Annotated in this window: 18 protein-coding genes; 11 read left to right on the top strand and 7 right to left on the bottom strand. The window is 60.5% G+C overall.

Annotated features, from left to right (window positions below):
• Nucleotides 1-35: 35 nt before the first annotated feature.
• The gene (locus BP737_RS11445; protein WP_342686191.1) at nt 36-359 is read right to left on the bottom strand and encodes a transcriptional regulator; all 324 of its coding nucleotides are present in this window, start codon (nt 357-359) and stop codon (nt 36-38) included.
• A gap of 115 nt (nt 360-474) precedes the next feature.
• Here BP737_RS11445 and nifS point away from each other — a divergent pair, with 115 nt between their 5' ends.
• The 5 genes from nifS to BP737_RS11420 are packed head-to-tail and all read left to right on the top strand — an operon-like array spanning nt 475 to nt 3490.
• Nucleotides 475-1659: a cysteine desulfurase NifS gene (gene nifS / locus BP737_RS11440; RefSeq protein WP_342686190.1), complete on the top strand. Its 1185-nt coding sequence runs from the start codon at nt 475-477 to the stop codon at nt 1657-1659.
• Nucleotides 1660-1664: 5 nt separating this feature from the next.
• Complete coding sequence (nifU, locus tag BP737_RS11435; protein WP_292408225.1) at nt 1665-2069, top strand: Fe-S cluster assembly scaffold protein NifU; 405 nt, start codon at nt 1665-1667, stop codon at nt 2067-2069.
• Nucleotides 2059-2826, top strand: a complete 768-nt coding sequence (locus BP737_RS11430; RefSeq protein WP_292408228.1) for a HesA/MoeB/ThiF family protein — start codon at nt 2059-2061, stop codon at nt 2824-2826. The genes nifU and BP737_RS11430 overlap by 11 nt, the downstream gene beginning before the upstream one ends.
• Nucleotides 2789-3067: a ubiquitin-like small modifier protein 1 gene (locus BP737_RS11425; RefSeq protein WP_292408232.1), complete on the top strand. Its 279-nt coding sequence runs from the start codon at nt 2789-2791 to the stop codon at nt 3065-3067. The genes BP737_RS11430 and BP737_RS11425 overlap by 38 nt, the downstream gene beginning before the upstream one ends.
• Nucleotides 3068-3079: 12 nt before the next feature.
• Nucleotides 3080-3490: a molybdenum cofactor biosynthesis protein MoaE gene (locus BP737_RS11420; protein ID WP_292408234.1), complete on the top strand. Its 411-nt coding sequence runs from the start codon at nt 3080-3082 to the stop codon at nt 3488-3490.
• Between the two features lie 22 nt (nt 3491-3512).
• Here the strand turns inward: BP737_RS11420 and BP737_RS11415 are convergent, their stop codons facing one another.
• Together BP737_RS11415 and BP737_RS11410 are read right to left on the bottom strand one after the other, a co-directional pair.
• Complete coding sequence (locus tag BP737_RS11415; protein WP_292408237.1) at nt 3513-4202, bottom strand: winged helix-turn-helix transcriptional regulator; 690 nt, start codon at nt 4200-4202, stop codon at nt 3513-3515.
• A 47-nt stretch (nt 4203-4249) separates the two neighbouring features.
• Nucleotides 4250-4972 (bottom strand): hypothetical protein, encoded by a 723-nt coding sequence (locus BP737_RS11410; RefSeq protein ID WP_292408238.1) that lies wholly within the window; start codon nt 4970-4972, stop codon nt 4250-4252.
• A 245-nt stretch (nt 4973-5217) separates the two neighbouring features.
• Here BP737_RS11410 and BP737_RS11405 point away from each other — a divergent pair, with 245 nt between their 5' ends.
• From BP737_RS11405 to BP737_RS11395, 3 genes are all read left to right on the top strand, one after another.
• Complete coding sequence (locus tag BP737_RS11405; protein WP_292408240.1) at nt 5218-6123, top strand: ABC transporter ATP-binding protein; 906 nt, start codon at nt 5218-5220, stop codon at nt 6121-6123.
• A gap of 3 nt (nt 6124-6126) precedes the next feature.
• Complete coding sequence (locus tag BP737_RS11400) at nt 6127-7218, top strand: ABC transporter permease (protein WP_342686189.1); 1092 nt, start codon at nt 6127-6129, stop codon at nt 7216-7218.
• A gap of 64 nt (nt 7219-7282) precedes the next feature.
• Nucleotides 7283-8074: a 4Fe-4S binding protein gene (locus tag BP737_RS11395; RefSeq protein ID WP_342686188.1), complete on the top strand. Its 792-nt coding sequence runs from the start codon at nt 7283-7285 to the stop codon at nt 8072-8074.
• 74 nt (nt 8075-8148) lie between these two features.
• Here BP737_RS11395 and BP737_RS11390 read toward each other — a convergent pair whose 3' ends face one another.
• The 3 genes from BP737_RS11390 to BP737_RS11380 form a co-directional block, all read right to left on the bottom strand.
• Nucleotides 8149-8847, bottom strand: coding sequence for a mechanosensitive ion channel family protein (locus tag BP737_RS11390; protein ID WP_292410782.1), 699 nt, complete (start codon nt 8845-8847; stop codon nt 8149-8151).
• A 120-nt stretch (nt 8848-8967) separates the two neighbouring features.
• Nucleotides 8968-11232, bottom strand: a complete 2265-nt coding sequence (locus BP737_RS11385; protein ID WP_292410783.1) for an efflux RND transporter permease subunit — start codon at nt 11230-11232, stop codon at nt 8968-8970.
• A complete protein-coding gene (locus tag BP737_RS11380; RefSeq protein ID WP_292410784.1) occupies nt 11229-11657 on the bottom strand; it encodes a hypothetical protein in 429 nt (142 codons plus the stop codon). The genes BP737_RS11385 and BP737_RS11380 overlap by 4 nt, the downstream gene beginning before the upstream one ends.
• A 237-nt stretch (nt 11658-11894) precedes the next feature.
• Here BP737_RS11380 and BP737_RS11375 point away from each other — a divergent pair, with 237 nt between their 5' ends.
• The 3 genes from BP737_RS11375 to BP737_RS11365 all read left to right on the top strand — a co-directional run bounded on the left by BP737_RS11375 (nt 11895) and on the right by BP737_RS11365 (nt 14446).
• On the top strand, nt 11895-12590 hold the full coding sequence (locus BP737_RS11375; protein WP_292410785.1) for a helix-turn-helix domain-containing protein: 696 nt from the start codon (nt 11895-11897) through the stop codon (nt 12588-12590).
• A gap of 421 nt (nt 12591-13011) precedes the next feature.
• The gene (locus BP737_RS11370; protein ID WP_292410786.1) at nt 13012-13770 is read left to right on the top strand and encodes a TrmB family transcriptional regulator; all 759 of its coding nucleotides are present in this window, start codon (nt 13012-13014) and stop codon (nt 13768-13770) included.
• Between the two features lie 247 nt (nt 13771-14017).
• Nucleotides 14018-14446 carry an ATP-binding cassette domain-containing protein gene (locus BP737_RS11365; protein ID WP_292410787.1) on the top strand — a complete coding sequence of 143 codons (429 nt, stop codon included), beginning with the start codon at nt 14018-14020 and terminating at the stop codon, nt 14444-14446.
• Between the two features lie 150 nt (nt 14447-14596).
• On the opposite strand, the gene BP737_RS11360 is transcribed toward BP737_RS11365, so the two are convergent.
• Nucleotides 14597-15244, bottom strand: a 648-nt coding sequence (locus BP737_RS11360; protein ID WP_292410788.1) for a serpin family protein, incomplete at its 5' end; no start/stop codon positions are given.

The raw sequence follows: 15244 nt of genomic DNA, 5'->3' as shown, positions 1-15244 counted from the left end.
CCCTCCTGCTTCTCAATCCCAACGTGGCCTCCCCCTCAGGCTTCCCTTTCACATGCATCGCCGGGCTGGTTCTCTTCCCGGATCTGTGCACAGATCCCGCATATCCGGGAAGCGAGGTCATCTACCCGGCCAGCCTTGAGGTCCTGTGCGAGCCGGTTGATCGACTCCTTCACCTCACCCTCAAAGACGATCCGGTAACCCCGTTTTCCGGTGAGATACTGGGAGATCGCCGACGGCGTCATATCGAGGAGACGGGCGGCCTCCAGCTGGGCGACGCCCATATTATTCAGTTCTTCCGCAATCGCGGCACGGATTGCAGGCAGCACATTCCATACTATCAACTGGCAGGGGAGTTTCATCATACCACAACTTTTAATGGTTCCGGAGCAAACCTAACAGCGATGTTAACAATTGTTAATTTTGACTTCGAAGAACAAATACCTTTGTACAGGGCCGGGACACGGCGTGAGTATCATGACTGATCGGAAACCACGGTTGGTTTACATGGACCATGCGGCGACGACGCCGACGCGGCCGGAGGTCGTCGAGGCGATGCTCCCCTACTTCACGGAGCGGTTCGGGAACCCTTCGTCGCTCTATGCTGTCGCCCGGGAGGCGAAGGAGGCGGTGGAAGAAGCGCGGGGCCGGGTGGCGGCGGCGATCGGCGCGAAGCCGGAGGAGGTCTTCTTCACCTCCGGGGGAACGGAGGCCGACAACTGGGCGTTCAAAGGCGTGGCGACTGCGAACCGGAAAAAGGGCGACCACATCATCACCTCCGCGATCGAGCACCACGCCGTCATCCACACCTGCCAGAGCCTCGAGAAGCAGGGCTGGCGGGTGACCTACCTCCCTGTCGACGAGTTCGGCCGGGTGGACCCGGGAGTCGTCGAGGAGGCGATCACCGACAAAACCGTCCTCATCTCGGTGATGACCGCAAATAACGAGATCGGGACGATCCAGCCGGTCCGGGCGATAGCGGAGATCGCGCACGACCACAGGGTCCCGTTCCACACCGACGCCGTCCAGGCGATCGGCGCCCTTCCGGTGAATGTGGAGGCTACAGGGGCCGACCTCCTCTCTCTCTCGGCGCACAAGTTCGGCGGCCCGAAGGGAACGGGAGCGCTCTATATCCGGAAGAAAACCCGGATCGGGACGTTCATGGACGGCGGCGCGCAGGAACGCGGCCACCGGGCCGGGACCGAGAACGTCCCCGGGATCGTCGGGCTCGGGCGGGCAATCGAACTTGCGACCGCCGATATTGAGGAGCACGCTGCTCGACTTCGCGCAATGCGGGACCGGCTGATCCGGGGGCTCCTGGATACGATCCCGGACACCCGGTTAAACGGCCACCCGGTCGAGAGACTCCCGAACAACGTGAACGTCGCGTTCCGCTACGTGGAGGGCGAGTCGATCCTGCTCTCGCTCGACGCGCTCGGTGTTGCCGCCTCGACGGGGAGCGCCTGCACCTCGGCGTCGCTTGAGCCCTCGCACGTCCTCACGGCCTGCGGCCTCCCCCCCGAGCAGGCGCACGGCTCGCTCCGGCTCACCCTCGGCTCCCGGAACACGGAGGACGACGTCGATTACGTCCTCTCGGTCCTTCCCGGGGTGATCGAGCGCCTCAGACAGATGTCGCCGCTCACCCCCAAACGAAACGAGTGATTGCGATGTACAGCAAACAAGTCATGGACCATTTCACGAACCCCCGGAACATGGGGGAGATCCCGGATGCGGACGGCGTCGGCGAGGTCGGAAACCCGGTCTGCGGCGACATCATGCGGATCACCCTCCGGATAGAAGGGGATCGGATCGTGGATGCAAAGTTCAAGACCTTCGGGTGCGCCGCCGCCATTGCATCGAGTTCGATGGTCACCGAACTCATCAAGGGCAAGACCCTCGACGAGGCATGGTCGGTCACCAACCGGGCGGTTGCCGAAGCGCTGGAGGGGCTGCCTCCCCAGAAACTCCACTGTTCGGTCCTCGCCGAAGAGGGAATCCATAAGGCGATCGACGACTACCGGACACGGCACGGGATGCCGCCGATGGGGGACGGATCGCAGCATGCTCCTTGAGCGGGAACGTGAGCGCTACGCCCGGCAGATCCTCCTCTTCGGCGATGAGGGGCAGGAGCGGCTGAAGAAGGCGAAGGTCTTCATCGCCGGTGCGGGGGGTCTCGGCTGCCCGATCGCCCTCTACCTCGCCGTCGCCGGTGTCGGGGAGATCCGCATCGCGGACCGGGACACCGTGGACCGGACCAACCTGAACCGGCAGGTCCTCCACCGGGAGAGCGACATCGGCGAACTGAAGGCCCGGTCCGCCGAAGCAAAACTCAGGGCAGCAAACCCGGATATCCGCATCAAGGCCTTTGCGGCGACCATTGATGAGGCGAACGTCCGGGACCTCGTGGGCGCCGCCGACCTGATCGTGGACGCGATGGACAATTTTCCGACCCGCTACCTCCTGAACCGGCAGGCGCTCCGGTCGGGCGTTCCCCTGCTGCACGGCGCCGTCCGGGGGTTCGACGGGCAGGCGACGACCATCATTCCGGGCCGGACGGCCTGCCTCGAGTGCATCTTCCCGGAGGCTCCGCCTGCCGAGGTCTTCCCGGTCGTCGGGGTGACGCCGGGGGTTATCGGCACGATCCAGGCAAACGAGGCGATCAAGTATCTCCTCGGCAGGGAGGACCTTCTTACGAACCGGCTCCTCGTCTGGGACGGCCTCGCGACGACGCTTGAGACGTATGCCGTAGAGCGGCGGCCGGACTGTCCCGCCTGCGGCGTGGGGTGTGATTATGAAGGTACAGGTGAAGGCATTCGCCCGGTTCCGTGAGGCTCTCGGGAGCGATCCGGTCGTGGAACTCCCCGAGGGATCGGCGATGACAGCGCTTCTCGCCGCGCTCCGGGACCGTGCCGGAGGCGAAGAAGGGCTCATGTTCGATGAGGCCGGAGCGCTCCGGACGCACGTGGTTCTGATGCAAAACGGAATACGGGTGAAGAGAGACGACCTCGATACGCTTGTCCTTGCGGACGGAGATGAGGTCGCCATCTTCCCGCCGGTGGCGGGCGGATAGGAGGCATAACGTATGATAAGTATTACCCGGGACGTCATCGACACAGGCGCGATGATTGAGGCGGCGAAGAGGCCGGGCATGGGAGCCCTGGTCACTTTCTGCGGCGTCGTCAGGGACGACGGCGGGGTTGAGCGGATGGAGCTGGAAGCCTATGAGGACGTCGCGGTCCGTGAACTGGAGGCGATCCGCGATACGGCGATGCGGGATTATGCAATCGAGTCGGTGGATATCGTCCACCGCGTGGGCTCTCTTTTGGTCGGCGAGACCATTCTCCTCGTCATCGTCGGAGCCGGGCACCGGAAAGAGGCGTTCGCTGCCAGCGAGTATATCATCGACCGGCTCAAGCAGACCGTCCCTATCTGGAAGAAGGAGTTTTACCGGGAGGGCGAACGATGGGTGCAGGGGGAGGCCCCCGGGCGATAGAACACCTCCGTCTTCCCGGCCTTCAACTCAGCCATTTTCCAACTTCAGGCGCAATTTCACAGGGGATGCGATATCGGACGCATCTCCCGTCTTTTTCGGAGGAGACGAGACGGTCGCGCATAAGGCGCTTCATGTGCCACGTGACCGTCGGCCCCGCCACTCCCAGGCTCCCGGCCAGTTCGTTTCGGGTTTGCGACGGGCGGCTGAGCAGCAATCTCAGGATCTCGTGCGGCACCTCCCGGTGCAGGTGAACCAGCAGCCGCTGCTGCAGCCCGGAGTAGGTGCCGTCGTTTTTGAAGAAGCAGGTCATGCCCTCCGATTCCACGAATACGATCATATGGCTTCTCTGGAGGACGCTCAGGTGGTAGCGGAGCGTACCCAGGCGTATCCCCGTCTCCCGGGCGATGGCGTGCAGGTGTATCCCCGGATGATCCCGGATGCAGGAGAAGATCCGGTCGCGGAGAGCGTTGTCGAGCAGGTCCTCGCGTTTCACCCGGCAGTACCCGAGGTATCCCCAGATCTTGAGCGACGCGAGGAGTTCGAGAGGCATGCAGGCGATCTGCATGAGGATGAGCCAGACGGGAAGTTCCCAGAACTCCACCTCCACCGGTTCGGCCATCTCCGCTCCTTCCGGCGGAGGGTTTTCGTAGCCGCCGGCCGCCTCATACGTCTTTGCCCCGGCGGGAGATGCGATGAGCAGGAGCAGGATCATGCTGAAAACAAGAACTTTGATTCCCTGCATAATCTTCTTCGCGTCCTTTACGTATACGTCTCAAATGAGAACTCGATCGTTCCGTTTCCCCGGGCGCAGGCGATCTCGTAGTACCAGGCTCCCGGTGTCAGCCCTTCGGACGAGGAGACATCGAGGAAGATCCGCCCGTCGCTTTCTCCGTCATCGCTGTCGGTATACGGGCCGAGACAGCCGTCCGGAGGATAGACGTACAGCATGAGGTCCCCGGCCGACGCGTCCCAGCGGATATCGATCCAGTGGTGCGTAACCCCTTCCCGAACCGGCGTCGAGAAGTAGCGCTTCTCATCGGGGGCAAGGGTATGCTTGCCGTGGTCTTCCCCGGAACGGCCGCTGTAGGTCTTCGTCAAACCGGTCGGTTCCTCCACCTTCCTGACGATAAAGAAATTTGCAGGTTTCTCCAGAACCACCACCTCCACCGACGGAAACGTCTGGAGGAAATTCACGCTCTGGATCTTGCCGCTGAGTGTATAATACGCCGGAGAAATGGTCTGGAGAACGTCCCCGCTGGCTTCGTCCTCCGGGACCTCTGCCCCGATGTCTTCGAGACGGATCGTTACGGCACTCTCCTCCGCCTCCATGATGGAGACGGCGCCGGCTTCTGGGTACGTCGCCGGCACGATATACCCGACGAACCCGAACGACCGGACCGGTTCGTCCGGGAGGGTGTACGCAAAGATGGGCGCGGCAAGACAGGCCAGCACGCAGAGCAGCGGGAGCACGCGCAGGTCCATACGTATTAGTGGAATGCTTGCAATGATAAGATCTCTGGCATGATCCTCTACACATGCGCCCGGCGGCCGTAAAATCGGTCGACAATATGATTCTATTCGCACAATCCTCAACGTGTCCCGGAAACGGTAGAAGATTGTGCGACAATCCCTATTCTCCTCGCCGTTGAACACCGTAGTGCCGGGTGCTTCGACCGATATGCGGATGTCCGAACGTCCGGCCGCAAAGTGCAACCGAGGAGACGGATATGATCCGGTTTGAACATCTGATGAAAGAATACAGCGGTCGTCGTGTCGTCGACGACCTGACCTTCCAGGTCCCGCAGGGTGAGATCTTCGGCCTGATCGGGCCGAACGGAGCGGGAAAGAGCACCACGATCCTCATGCTGGTCGGGCTGATCGAGCCGACCGGCGGGAGATGCCTCATCGACGGGGAAGACATCGTAACCGAGCCGATCCGGGTGAAGCACCGGATCGGCTACATGCCCGAGGATGTCGGGTTCTACGCCGATCTCACGGCCGCCCGAAACCTCGATTTCTTCGCGCAGCTCTACGGAATGAAGCCTGCAGAGCGAAAACAGCGGATAGAGGAACTGCTCGCGCTTGTCGGCCTCGACGGGGCGACGCAGCAGGTCGGGGCGTTCTCAAAGGGGATGCGGCAGAGGCTCGGGCTTGCCGGGGCCCTGCTGAACGATCCGGCCGTCCTCGTCCTGGACGAGCCGACGGCCAACCTTGATCCGCCCGGCGTCGCCGACTTCAGGCGTATCCTCCGCGATGCTGCGGCGGAGGGCAGGACTATCCTCATCTCCTCTCACATCCTCCCCGAAGTAGACCAGATCTGCACCTCCGTCGGGGTCCTTGCCCGGGGGAGGCTCGTCGCCATGGGCACTCCCGGAGACCTCCTGCAGAAGCAGGAGGGAGGGACGGTCACGCTCTGCGTGGAGACCCGGGACCCCATGCCCGACCTGGCCGTTCCCGGGGTCCTGTGCGTATCCTACGATGCGCCCCGGAGAGAAGCGCTTGTTGTGGCGGAACGAGACCTCGGGGACGAGATAGCCGCATTCCTCGTCGGCCGCGGGGTCCGGCTTCTGCGGCTTGCTGAAAGGCAGCCGTCGCTTGAGAGCGTCGTTCTCCCCTACTACCGGGAGGTGTAAAGCATGAAATCCTGCGGGCTGATCCCGATTGCCGCAAAGGAATTCACCGATCACCTCTGCAGTAAAAATTTCCTCCTGATCGCCGGTATCCTGGTCCTCATCTGCACGGTCGGGCTCATCGGGGGCCTCGATGATTATCGGGAGGACCTGGACGAGTACAATGAGAGACTGAGCGTGGCCGGATCTGAAGAGGGGCCGGGCTTCATGTCGGAGAGGCCCTCGATACTCTCGATCTTCGTCTCCATCGGGGCCCAGATGAGTGTTCTCGGCGCCATCCTGGGCATTGCCCTCGGTTTCGACCTGATCACGAAGGAGAAAGAGAGTAAATCGTTGAAGCAACTTCTCTCGCATCCGATCTACCGGGACGAGGTGATCAACGGAAAGGCTCTCGGGAGTGCCGCCGCCCTTCTCCTTCCGCTCGGCGCCGTGCTTGCGGTCGCCTTCGCTGCTCTCCTGATCTTCGGGATCGTCCCGGATCTGACGGAATTTTCGCTCATCCTGGTCTTCGGAGCGGTTACGGCCCTCATGATCCTGACCTACTTCAGTGTCGCCCTCCTGATGTCGACCGTCGCCAAAAACAGCGGGACCGCACTGATCTACAGCCTCATCGTCTTTGTCGCCTTCACGATGCTTGTGCCGGTTGCCACGAACGATGCGGTGATGGAGACCGTTATCGGCGAACCCCCGGAGTTACCCACGTCGGCCTACCTCCCCGATATACAATCTACCGGAGATGAGAAAATGGAGGTGGCGGTCCGCGCCATCGATACGGAGAGCGTGGAGTGGCAGGAGTTTCGGGAGGCACGCCGCGAGTACGAGGAGCGGCGGGGCGCCGTGAACGATGTCCTGAGCCTCCTTTCTCCTTCGCTGAACTACGAGGCGATCCTCGGCATCTTCGGCCGGGTCTCCGCGAGTATGACCGTGACCACCGTAATGCAGAACGGCGGCGGCAGCGTCCTGATCGGCGATGCGGGCTCGGTGGACCCGGCATCCGGGGTTGCCGGGGTGGGCATGAATGTTTTTGCTCTGATCGCGTTTCCCGCGGTCTTCTTCGGACTTGCGTATTCGCGCTTCATGCGCCTGGACATCAGGTGAGACAGACGGGGGTTCTCCGGTAGAACCCCGAACTTTTTTCTGGTCGCACCTGGAATCGGTTATTATGACCGAAGACCTGAAGGCAGCCGTCCTTCGCCGGTGCCGGAGGATGGAGATCCCGCTCGTCGGGGTTGCGAGCACGGACCGGTGGGAAAATCCGCCTTTTTTGCCCTGGATGCCGGAGGAGTTCTATCCGCAGTCGATCTTCCCGGAAGCGCGGTCGGTGATCGTCATCGGTCTTCCCGTCCACCTCCCGGTGCTCGAGACCTCCCCCTCGAACTACTATCACGAGTTGTATAAGACCGTCAACACCCTCCTCGACCAGTACACCTACCGGCTCGCGTCCTTCCTCAACGACGAGGGCTACCCGTCGGTCTTCGTCCCCCGGGACGGCTACGAGAGCATTGAGGTGCTCCAGAAGAACCCGGTCGCCTTCTTTTCGCACCGCCATGCGGCTCTCCTCGCGGGGCTCGGGACCTTCGGCGTGAACAACACCCTCCTGACGCCGGAGTACGGTCCCCGGGTCCGGTTCGGGTCGGTCCTTACCGCCGCGGTCCTTCCGGCCGATCCTCTCTTCCCGGAGGACCTCTGCACCCGGTGCATGCGATGTGTCCGCGCCTGCCCGGCGGGCGCGCTCGATGAGCGGAACTATCCTGAAGGTCTCACCGACAAGGCGGCCTGCACCGACAACAGCGCCCGGCTCGCCCGGCGCCACATCTCCCCCTGCGGCATCTGCATAGGGGTCTGCCCGGTGGGAGAGGACCGACGGCACTACGGCCGGCCGGCCGCCTCTCCCGGTGAGAGAGACCGGCGCCGCCGGGTCCGGGAGCACGTACAGAAATACGGCGGACTTTGACTTCCTTTGCGGGCCGGCCCGGGTTTTACTCCGGAAACCCGGGGCCTGGAAATCCCGCCGACCGAAAAAAAGGGTTACTCCTTCTTCATCCTGCCCATCAACTGGTCCATCATCTCCGGCGCCCGGTCCCGGAGGCCGAACCCGACGATGATGGCTATCGCCGCACCGATCCCGAGCGCAACGCCCCAGGCGAGCGGGACGACGAAGACATAGATGATCGAGAGGTCGAGCAGGAGCTGCTGAAGCGCAAGGATGACGACGACGAAGTAGAGAAACACTCGCAGGAATGTTGTGACCGCGCCGAAGAACTGGACATCCTGTCCCGCTCCAAAGTCCTGGAAGCGGTCCATGAGCCAGTCGATCAGGATGAACCCGCCGACGAGGATGATGATGAACGCAGCGATGTTCGGGATAAAGGCCACGATGGCCGCGACTGCCGCAGACAGGGCCTGGATCTGGAGAACGCTGACTGCCGCGAGGATCGCGATGAGGTAGATGAACCAGCGGACGATGAGGTCGAAGAGCCTGCTTATGTTCGTTGTGGACCGTTCAATCTGCTGACCGATCGATGTTTTCCGCAGAGCGTCGTCTACCCCGATCCGGTCGAGGACTTCGGCGACGACCCTTCCGAGGATACGCCCGAGAATCCAGCCGATGATGAGGATGACGATCGCTGCCAGGAGGTTGGGCAGAAACAGAATAACATTACGTGCCAGTTCTTCAACCGGCGCAAATGGCGCCAATGCTTGCGCCGTGAGGTCTCCAGTTGCCATAGTACACCACGGGGAAGGGATATGGCAGGTACTATATAAACTTTAATGTGCCTGCCGCTTCCCCGGACTGCAGGGGCTCCGGCAGCCGAACCCCTGCTGTTTTGGCAATGCGGACGGAATTCAGTCCACGATCCCGGTCGTCGCCGGGGTCGGGGCCCGGGTGCTCCCCGCATGGCGGTACATGATCGAGAGCACCGCCGGCAGGGCGATGATCGCGCCCACGAGCGAGAACCCGACGGTGATGACCGTCACGAGCCCGAAGTTGCTGATGATGTTGAAGGTCGAGACGGTGAGCGCCGCAAACCCGGAGATCGTCGCCACCCCGGATACCGTGATGGCCATCCCGATCTTCTGCACCGCATGCTGGATGGCGTCGAGGTAGCCTATGCCCTTCGCCAGTTCCTCCTCGCACCGCTCCATGATCACGATGGTGTATTCCGAGGCCACGCCGATGCTCATCGACCCGAGGACGGCGGTCAGCGGTGTGTAGTCGAGGCCGAGGAAGTACATGATCGCCCCGCACCAGCCTACGACGAAGGCGATCGGGATGAGCGGGGACGCGGCGCCGACTCTCCGATAGACGAGGATCAGGAAGGCGAGGATGAAGGCGAACCCGAGGATGGTCATGAACGTCTTGGACTCGGCGATCTCGTCCATGAGGGCGACGAACATCTCCGAGGTGCCGGTGATTTTCACCGTCACGCCGGCGGGAGGATCATTCCACGCTATGTCGCTCTGTATCCCCTCGATAAAGGACTTTTGAGCGTCCATCTCCATCGAGACCGTCGAAAACTCGAGCACCGCCTCCATGTTCCCGTTGAGGTAACTCTTCAGCGTCTCCTCCGGGACCCGGGCGAGGGCCGCATCGATCTCCGCACTCGTTTCGGGCAGGACTCCCCCGTTGTAGTCCCGGATCAGGGTGGCGATACTCGTCACCCCGGTCATCTTGTCGTTGTGCTCGAGTTCATACGTCCCGAACCGGTCGATCCAGGCGAGCGTCTCCGGGCTCCGGACGTTGTCCGCGGTCACGACGACCGGGATGGTGCTCGTCGATCCCATCGTCCGGGTGATCTTCTCCAGGTTCAGAAGGGTAGGCATATCGTCGGGAACGAAGGTCTTCTCGTCTGCGCTGATGGGGACTTTCTCGTCGAGGTAGTAACCGCCTACCGCAACCACGCCGAAGATCAGGAGAACGGGGAGCGGGTGTTTTGCGATGGTATAGGCCATCTTCCCGATGGCGTGCTCATACCGCTCAACGAACGACCGCTTCGATCCGGGAGTGGGGTTGGATATATCGGTCTTTGTCTTGGGTTGATAGTTCGTGAGGGTTCCAAAGACCGGGACGATGATGAGCGCCGCAATATAACAGGAGGCTACTCCTATGGCGCAGACCTGCCCGAAGTCGGCTACCATCGGCACCGGGGAGAAGAACATCGCGATGAACCCGAGCGCCGTCGCCGTCATCGCGATCAGGATCGACGGGCCCGATTTGACGATGGTGGTCCATACGGCCTCCGGGAGAGGGGAGTGCCGGCTCTCCTCGTCGAACCTGGCCTGGAACTGGATCGCGTAGTCGATCCCGATCCCGATGAGTACCGGGAACGCCCCGATCACCACCATGCTGACCGGGATACCTGAGAGACCCATGATCCCGAAGGTCAGGATGAGCCCGACGGCCACGACGCCGACGGGGAGGAGACGGTAGCGGACGTGGGAGAAGAGGAGCATCACCGCGATGGTCATGAAGATCATGGCCACGAGGATCAGCGTGCCCATCTCAGCCCCCATCGCGTCGCCCATCTCCTTCGAGAACGCCGGGTTTCCGGATACCGTGACCGAAAGGCCCGGCGGGGGTTCCGATATGCTGATGACGGTCTCGATATTCCCGAGGACCTGCTCCTGAACCTGCGTGGAGACGCCCGGCTCCAGGTTGATGACGCTGATCGTCATGAGGTCCGAGGGCAGCATCCGTTCGACGAGCTCCGGCGGGGCCTGCCCGATGATCCCGTCGATCTCTGCTTTGGACGACGGCAAAGTGCCGTCATTCGCCTGTTTCAGGAGATCAACGACGCCTGAGACCCCGGCGACGTAGCGTTCGTTCCTGAGGTCTTCCTGGAGGTCATCGATATATCTTAAGACGTCGGGGTTCCTGACGCTGTCCGCCTCGTAGATGAGCATGATCGCGTCGGAGCCGTAGGTATCCTTGTAGTGGGCGAGGAGCGCGCCGCGCGGGGTGGTCTTATCGATATAAGTATCGTCGCCGGTCTCCATCGAGACCATCGTGAGCCCGTAGAGCGCCAGGACGAAGACGGCCACGACGACCCCAAAGACGGCCCAGGTGTGGTTATTGATGGTGTTTGAAAGCCATTCGTATGGGTTTTTCATATATGATCCTCCGGCTTCTTTACCCCGTACTCACCGATGATCGCGAGTGTCACCGCGCGGGCGATCTCCGTATTGTTCCTGTCGGTGAGATCGATGCCGAACTCCTCGGCCGTGCGCCGGAGCTTTGCGGGGTTGAGGACCCGGTAATTCTGGTCGTGTTCCGGCCCGCTGAGTATCTCCGGCGCCGCCGTAAGAGCGTGCGAGAGCAGGGGCGCTACAGGTTCCCCATTCATGGCAAGCCGGTGGAGCAGGGCTACGGCCTGCCGGTAGCCTGCCGGCGGGAGGAATCCGGCCTCGATCCAGACCTGATCGGTCTCCTCAACGGGCGGTTCATTGCGGGATGTTTCTTTGTGCGCCGGGACAGTGCACGAAGGGCCATCGGGCCCCCCGCAGGACCCGGTGTTGCAGGCAGTTGTGCTGTTCACGTCTCTCCTCGCTGTAAGTGGCTGATATAATGGAGATAATGTCTCGATGGGACCGAATATGAACCTATTGCAACCCGGGGCGGGAGCTGTCGGCATTGAATAACGCGCCCGGGCCCGAAGTCTCTGCAATCGATTTTTTCTGTTCGTTCCCATACATCAGTAATGGGGAGCTCCGGGATTCAATATTTTCCCGTACATGTACGGTATTTATATGAGATACGGCGCCCCACGCAGAGTATGCGGAAGATGATCGTCGAGGTGTTCCCGAAGGACCCGTTGAAGGACCCGTTGATGATGATACCCACCGATTCCCGGGAGCTTCACCAGGCGGTGGAACAGTTCACGGAGAAGATCGAGTCCATAAACCTCACCGAGCTGATCAAAATGGACTTTGAACGGGGAGAGGTGACGGCGGTGGGAGAGATCACGATGAAAGCAGGATACACCTTCGCTGATATCGAGTTCCCGGGGCTTTTAGGGTCCATCGAGGTGCTCAAGGCCAACGGGAGGACTTACACCTGTTTTATACAGCTTGCCGTCTGCGACAAGTTCCTGCTGCAGAAGATGCGTGAGTTCGACCTTGCCGTCATCTGGATCGCCCCCATGCGCAAGTCCCGGGACCTGAGCGTCTACACCTGCATCGGCGATAATGCGAACCTGAATAAAGTTCTCCACCTTATGGCCACCTACGGAGAGGTCCGGAACGTCATCTTCGAAGAGGCCTCCTTCTCCGGGAACGATCCGCTCTCTCGCCTCACCGCGAGGCAGCGAGACCTGCTGATCGCAGCGAAACGGTACGGCTACTACGAGTACCCCCGCAGGATCTCCGGTCAGGAGCTGGCCGAAAAACTTGGGATCAGCAAAGCCACCGCAATCGAGCACCTGCGAAAGGCAGAGGTGCGGCTCATCTCCACGCTCCTCGCCGGTTACTGACGCGGGGTTGTTGTTCGCTCCCGGTAGAATATCCCTGTTTTCAGAGAAAGCGTTCGGGACGGGCCGCGGTTCGGGCGGCGACTCCGCCACGTCTGAGTCGGCCGCCGTTGCCACCGGAGACGTCCCCGGGCAGTTGATGATGAATCTCCCGGATTCTGGAAGGTGATATACCGGGGTATATCGGGTTCAGGTGGTATCGCTCGTTGCATGCTGTACTTATCCGTCCTTCCGGCAGAGCCTTCCTCGAAGGTGGGAATGTCCGGCCCGGTGTCCCGGCTTTTTCAGCGTGGAGCCGGTTTTCGGTATCTGGATCAGGCGCTGCCGCCCGGAGGACGGTCTTTCACGAGGAGAGAGTCTCTCGCTCGCTGATCTATCTCTCTCGCCGCAAGCCATAAGTTTGTTGCAACTAAACCTAGTTGCAATGACTGCCGAAATAGTCGCCGGTCTTCGGACTCTCGGAATGAACGAGTATGAAGCGAACGTCTACTCCACGCTTGTCGGACTGCAGAAAGCGACCGCTCGAAGCATCCACGAGATCAGCAGAGTCCCCCGGGGGCGGATTTACGAGATCTTAAACGACCTTGCACGGCGGGGGTTCATCGGTATTGAAGAGGGGTCTCCGGCCTCTTACTACGTGCTTGACATCGATGTCGTCTTTGATCGGCTCAAAAACGATTACATCAAGTCTCTTGACGAGACTCGCGAGGCATTAAAGCGTTTTTCGGTCAAACCGCGCCTTCCTCCGGATTCGTTCATCATCCTCCGGAGCGGCTGGGCGATCGAGAATCACATCTTCTCGCTCTTCCGGCGGGTGAAGAAGAGCATGGTGATCCTCTGCCATAACCCGGAGTTCCTCCGGAAGTACTATACGAGCATCAAGCCGCTCGAGCGGAAGATCGATCTCTACGTGGTTGTGCGGAGGAGAGAGGAGTGTGCTGATATCAACCTTCCGATCTACGAGGCAAAAGCAACCGTGAGCGATCTCCTGGAACCTCAGGTGGTGACGGACGAAGCAGCAGATGATGTCGTGCGGATGGATGAGTGCGCGATCTTTGTCGACAGCCGGGACTTCTTTACCATTATGACCGGGGGGTCCGGGCGGTATGCAGTGTTCGGCTCGAATATGCCGATCATCGGCTATCTGCAGAAGACGGTCGTCGAACGGCTTGAAGAGGAGTGAGGGGGCCGGGGCACCTGTCTGATGCCCAGTCGAAGCAGGAGAGTCCATCCCATTTGGTAGTGCTCTTGACCCCCGCGGTGACTACTCCATGCTCTGGAGCCAAGCTCCCTGCTCGATTTGCCCCGCGCGCAGGGCCATTACGTGATCTTCTACAGACGTTAATTACTTGAGTCGTTTCTACTCTCAGCAAAATGCGAAATTTGGTTTCTTTTTCGCAATGTAGACAAAAAGTTTTAGGGTCTTTCCTTTGATTATCGCCTCAGATCCCAGGGGGCGCGAGAAACGACTCCGTTTAAATGCGTCTAATGGCGATGTAATAAGTGCTGCTAAAAAAGCAAAGATTCACGATTTCATAATTGGATTGCCAAATGGTTATAGTGCATTTGTTGGTGAAGACGGTTTGGAACTTTCTGGAGGGGAAAGACAAAAGATCTCTCTCGCACGAGCTATCCTAAAGAATTCCCCCATAATTCTTCTAGATGAAGTTACAAGCCCGATAGACAGAGAGTCGCGGAAATCCATATATAATGTTCTCAGGGAGTTGTCATCGGAAAAAATAATCATCATTGTCACACACGATTACTCTGAAATAAGGGAAGGAGACTGGGTAGTTGATCTCAATAAAGTTACCATATCCACTCCGGCGGGTTCAGATCCGTTTTGTACGACCACTTGAATATCACAGGTGTCAGATTAAGCGCATCTATATATCGTGCTATCCTTGCGAAAGTTGTCTGGTTTATATAGAATCGATGCACTAGTGGTAAACCGGTGGGGGTGGTTGGGGGCAAGTCCATCACCCTTCTGATCTCTCTCGAATCGACTCTTACCGGCCCGCCGGGTTTGTGACCCTGCCTATGAAGAGGACCGTGCCGGAATCCTCCTCGACGATAAGAAAGACGAACGGGTGGTCTGCCTTAAAGACGGGCGTGGAATCCCCCACGGGCGCGCTCTTCAGGTCCATGACGACCCCGGTCGCCGCCGCTGCCTCGGTGCCTTCCTCGTTCACGTCGACGAATGCCTTATGGACGCCCTCGCTGACGAAGAGCATATTCGTGCCGTCCATCCCCGAGAAGTCGGCGGCACCACCGAACGCCGTCGGCATCCCCATCGCCGCAAGAACTCCCGGGAGGCTGTAGTCCGTCTCAAGCCTGAACTTCGGGAAGAAGACCTCGACCTCCTGAGAAACCAGCGACTCCCGCAGGTCCGTGAGCGCCTTGGCGTCGAGGCTCTCTTCCGCAGCCGTCAGGTTATCGTCTTTGGGGAGGAGGACGAGCATCGAGAGTTCGGTTCCGTTCCCATGCGCATACGGCATCTCAAGCACCTGGAAGGTGTCGGTCTCCGCGTACCCATAGATTGCATCTTCGTCAGTCCGCTGCATCATCGGAACCGTCACGGTTCGGTTCGGTGCAACCCTGAACTCTTCGTCTCTCGTCTCATTCACGTCGAACTGCTTGACCCAGGTACCTTTGAA

The organism is Methanoculleus sp. UBA291 (assembly GCF_002499755.1).
Classification (GTDB): domain Archaea; phylum Halobacteriota; class Methanomicrobia; order Methanomicrobiales; family Methanoculleaceae; genus Methanoculleus; species Methanoculleus palmolei.
Note: the sequence above shows the minus strand (reverse complement) of the source record. Positions and strands in the feature narration are given on the sequence as shown.

What these genes read in the sequence shown, in the direction of transcription:
- BP737_RS11445 (WP_342686191.1), bottom strand. Translation starts at nt 359, where the DNA reads ATGAAACTCCCCTGCCAGTTGATAGTATGGAATGTGCTGCCTGCAATC.
- nifS (WP_342686190.1), top strand. Translation starts at nt 475, where the DNA reads ATGACTGATCGGAAACCACGGTTGGTTTACATGGACCATGCGGCGACG.
- nifU (WP_292408225.1), top strand. Translation starts at nt 1,665, where the DNA reads ATGTACAGCAAACAAGTCATGGACCATTTCACGAACCCCCGGAACATG.
- BP737_RS11430 (WP_292408228.1), top strand. Translation starts at nt 2,059, where the DNA reads ATGCTCCTTGAGCGGGAACGTGAGCGCTACGCCCGGCAGATCCTCCTC.
- BP737_RS11425 (WP_292408232.1), top strand. Translation starts at nt 2,789, where the DNA reads ATGAAGGTACAGGTGAAGGCATTCGCCCGGTTCCGTGAGGCTCTCGGG.
- BP737_RS11420 (WP_292408234.1), top strand. Translation starts at nt 3,080, where the DNA reads ATGATAAGTATTACCCGGGACGTCATCGACACAGGCGCGATGATTGAG.
- BP737_RS11415 (WP_292408237.1), bottom strand. Translation starts at nt 4,202, where the DNA reads ATGATCCTGCTCCTGCTCATCGCATCTCCCGCCGGGGCAAAGACGTAT.
- BP737_RS11410 (WP_292408238.1), bottom strand. Translation starts at nt 4,972, where the DNA reads ATGGACCTGCGCGTGCTCCCGCTGCTCTGCGTGCTGGCCTGTCTTGCC.
- BP737_RS11405 (WP_292408240.1), top strand. Translation starts at nt 5,218, where the DNA reads ATGATCCGGTTTGAACATCTGATGAAAGAATACAGCGGTCGTCGTGTC.
- BP737_RS11400 (WP_342686189.1), top strand. Translation starts at nt 6,127, where the DNA reads ATGAAATCCTGCGGGCTGATCCCGATTGCCGCAAAGGAATTCACCGAT.
- BP737_RS11395 (WP_342686188.1), top strand. Translation starts at nt 7,283, where the DNA reads ATGACCGAAGACCTGAAGGCAGCCGTCCTTCGCCGGTGCCGGAGGATG.
- BP737_RS11390 (WP_292410782.1), bottom strand. Translation starts at nt 8,847, where the DNA reads ATGGCAACTGGAGACCTCACGGCGCAAGCATTGGCGCCATTTGCGCCG.
- BP737_RS11385 (WP_292410783.1), bottom strand. Translation starts at nt 11,232, where the DNA reads ATGAAAAACCCATACGAATGGCTTTCAAACACCATCAATAACCACACC.
- BP737_RS11375 (WP_292410785.1), top strand. Translation starts at nt 11,895, where the DNA reads ATGCGGAAGATGATCGTCGAGGTGTTCCCGAAGGACCCGTTGAAGGAC.
- BP737_RS11370 (WP_292410786.1), top strand. Translation starts at nt 13,012, where the DNA reads ATGACTGCCGAAATAGTCGCCGGTCTTCGGACTCTCGGAATGAACGAG.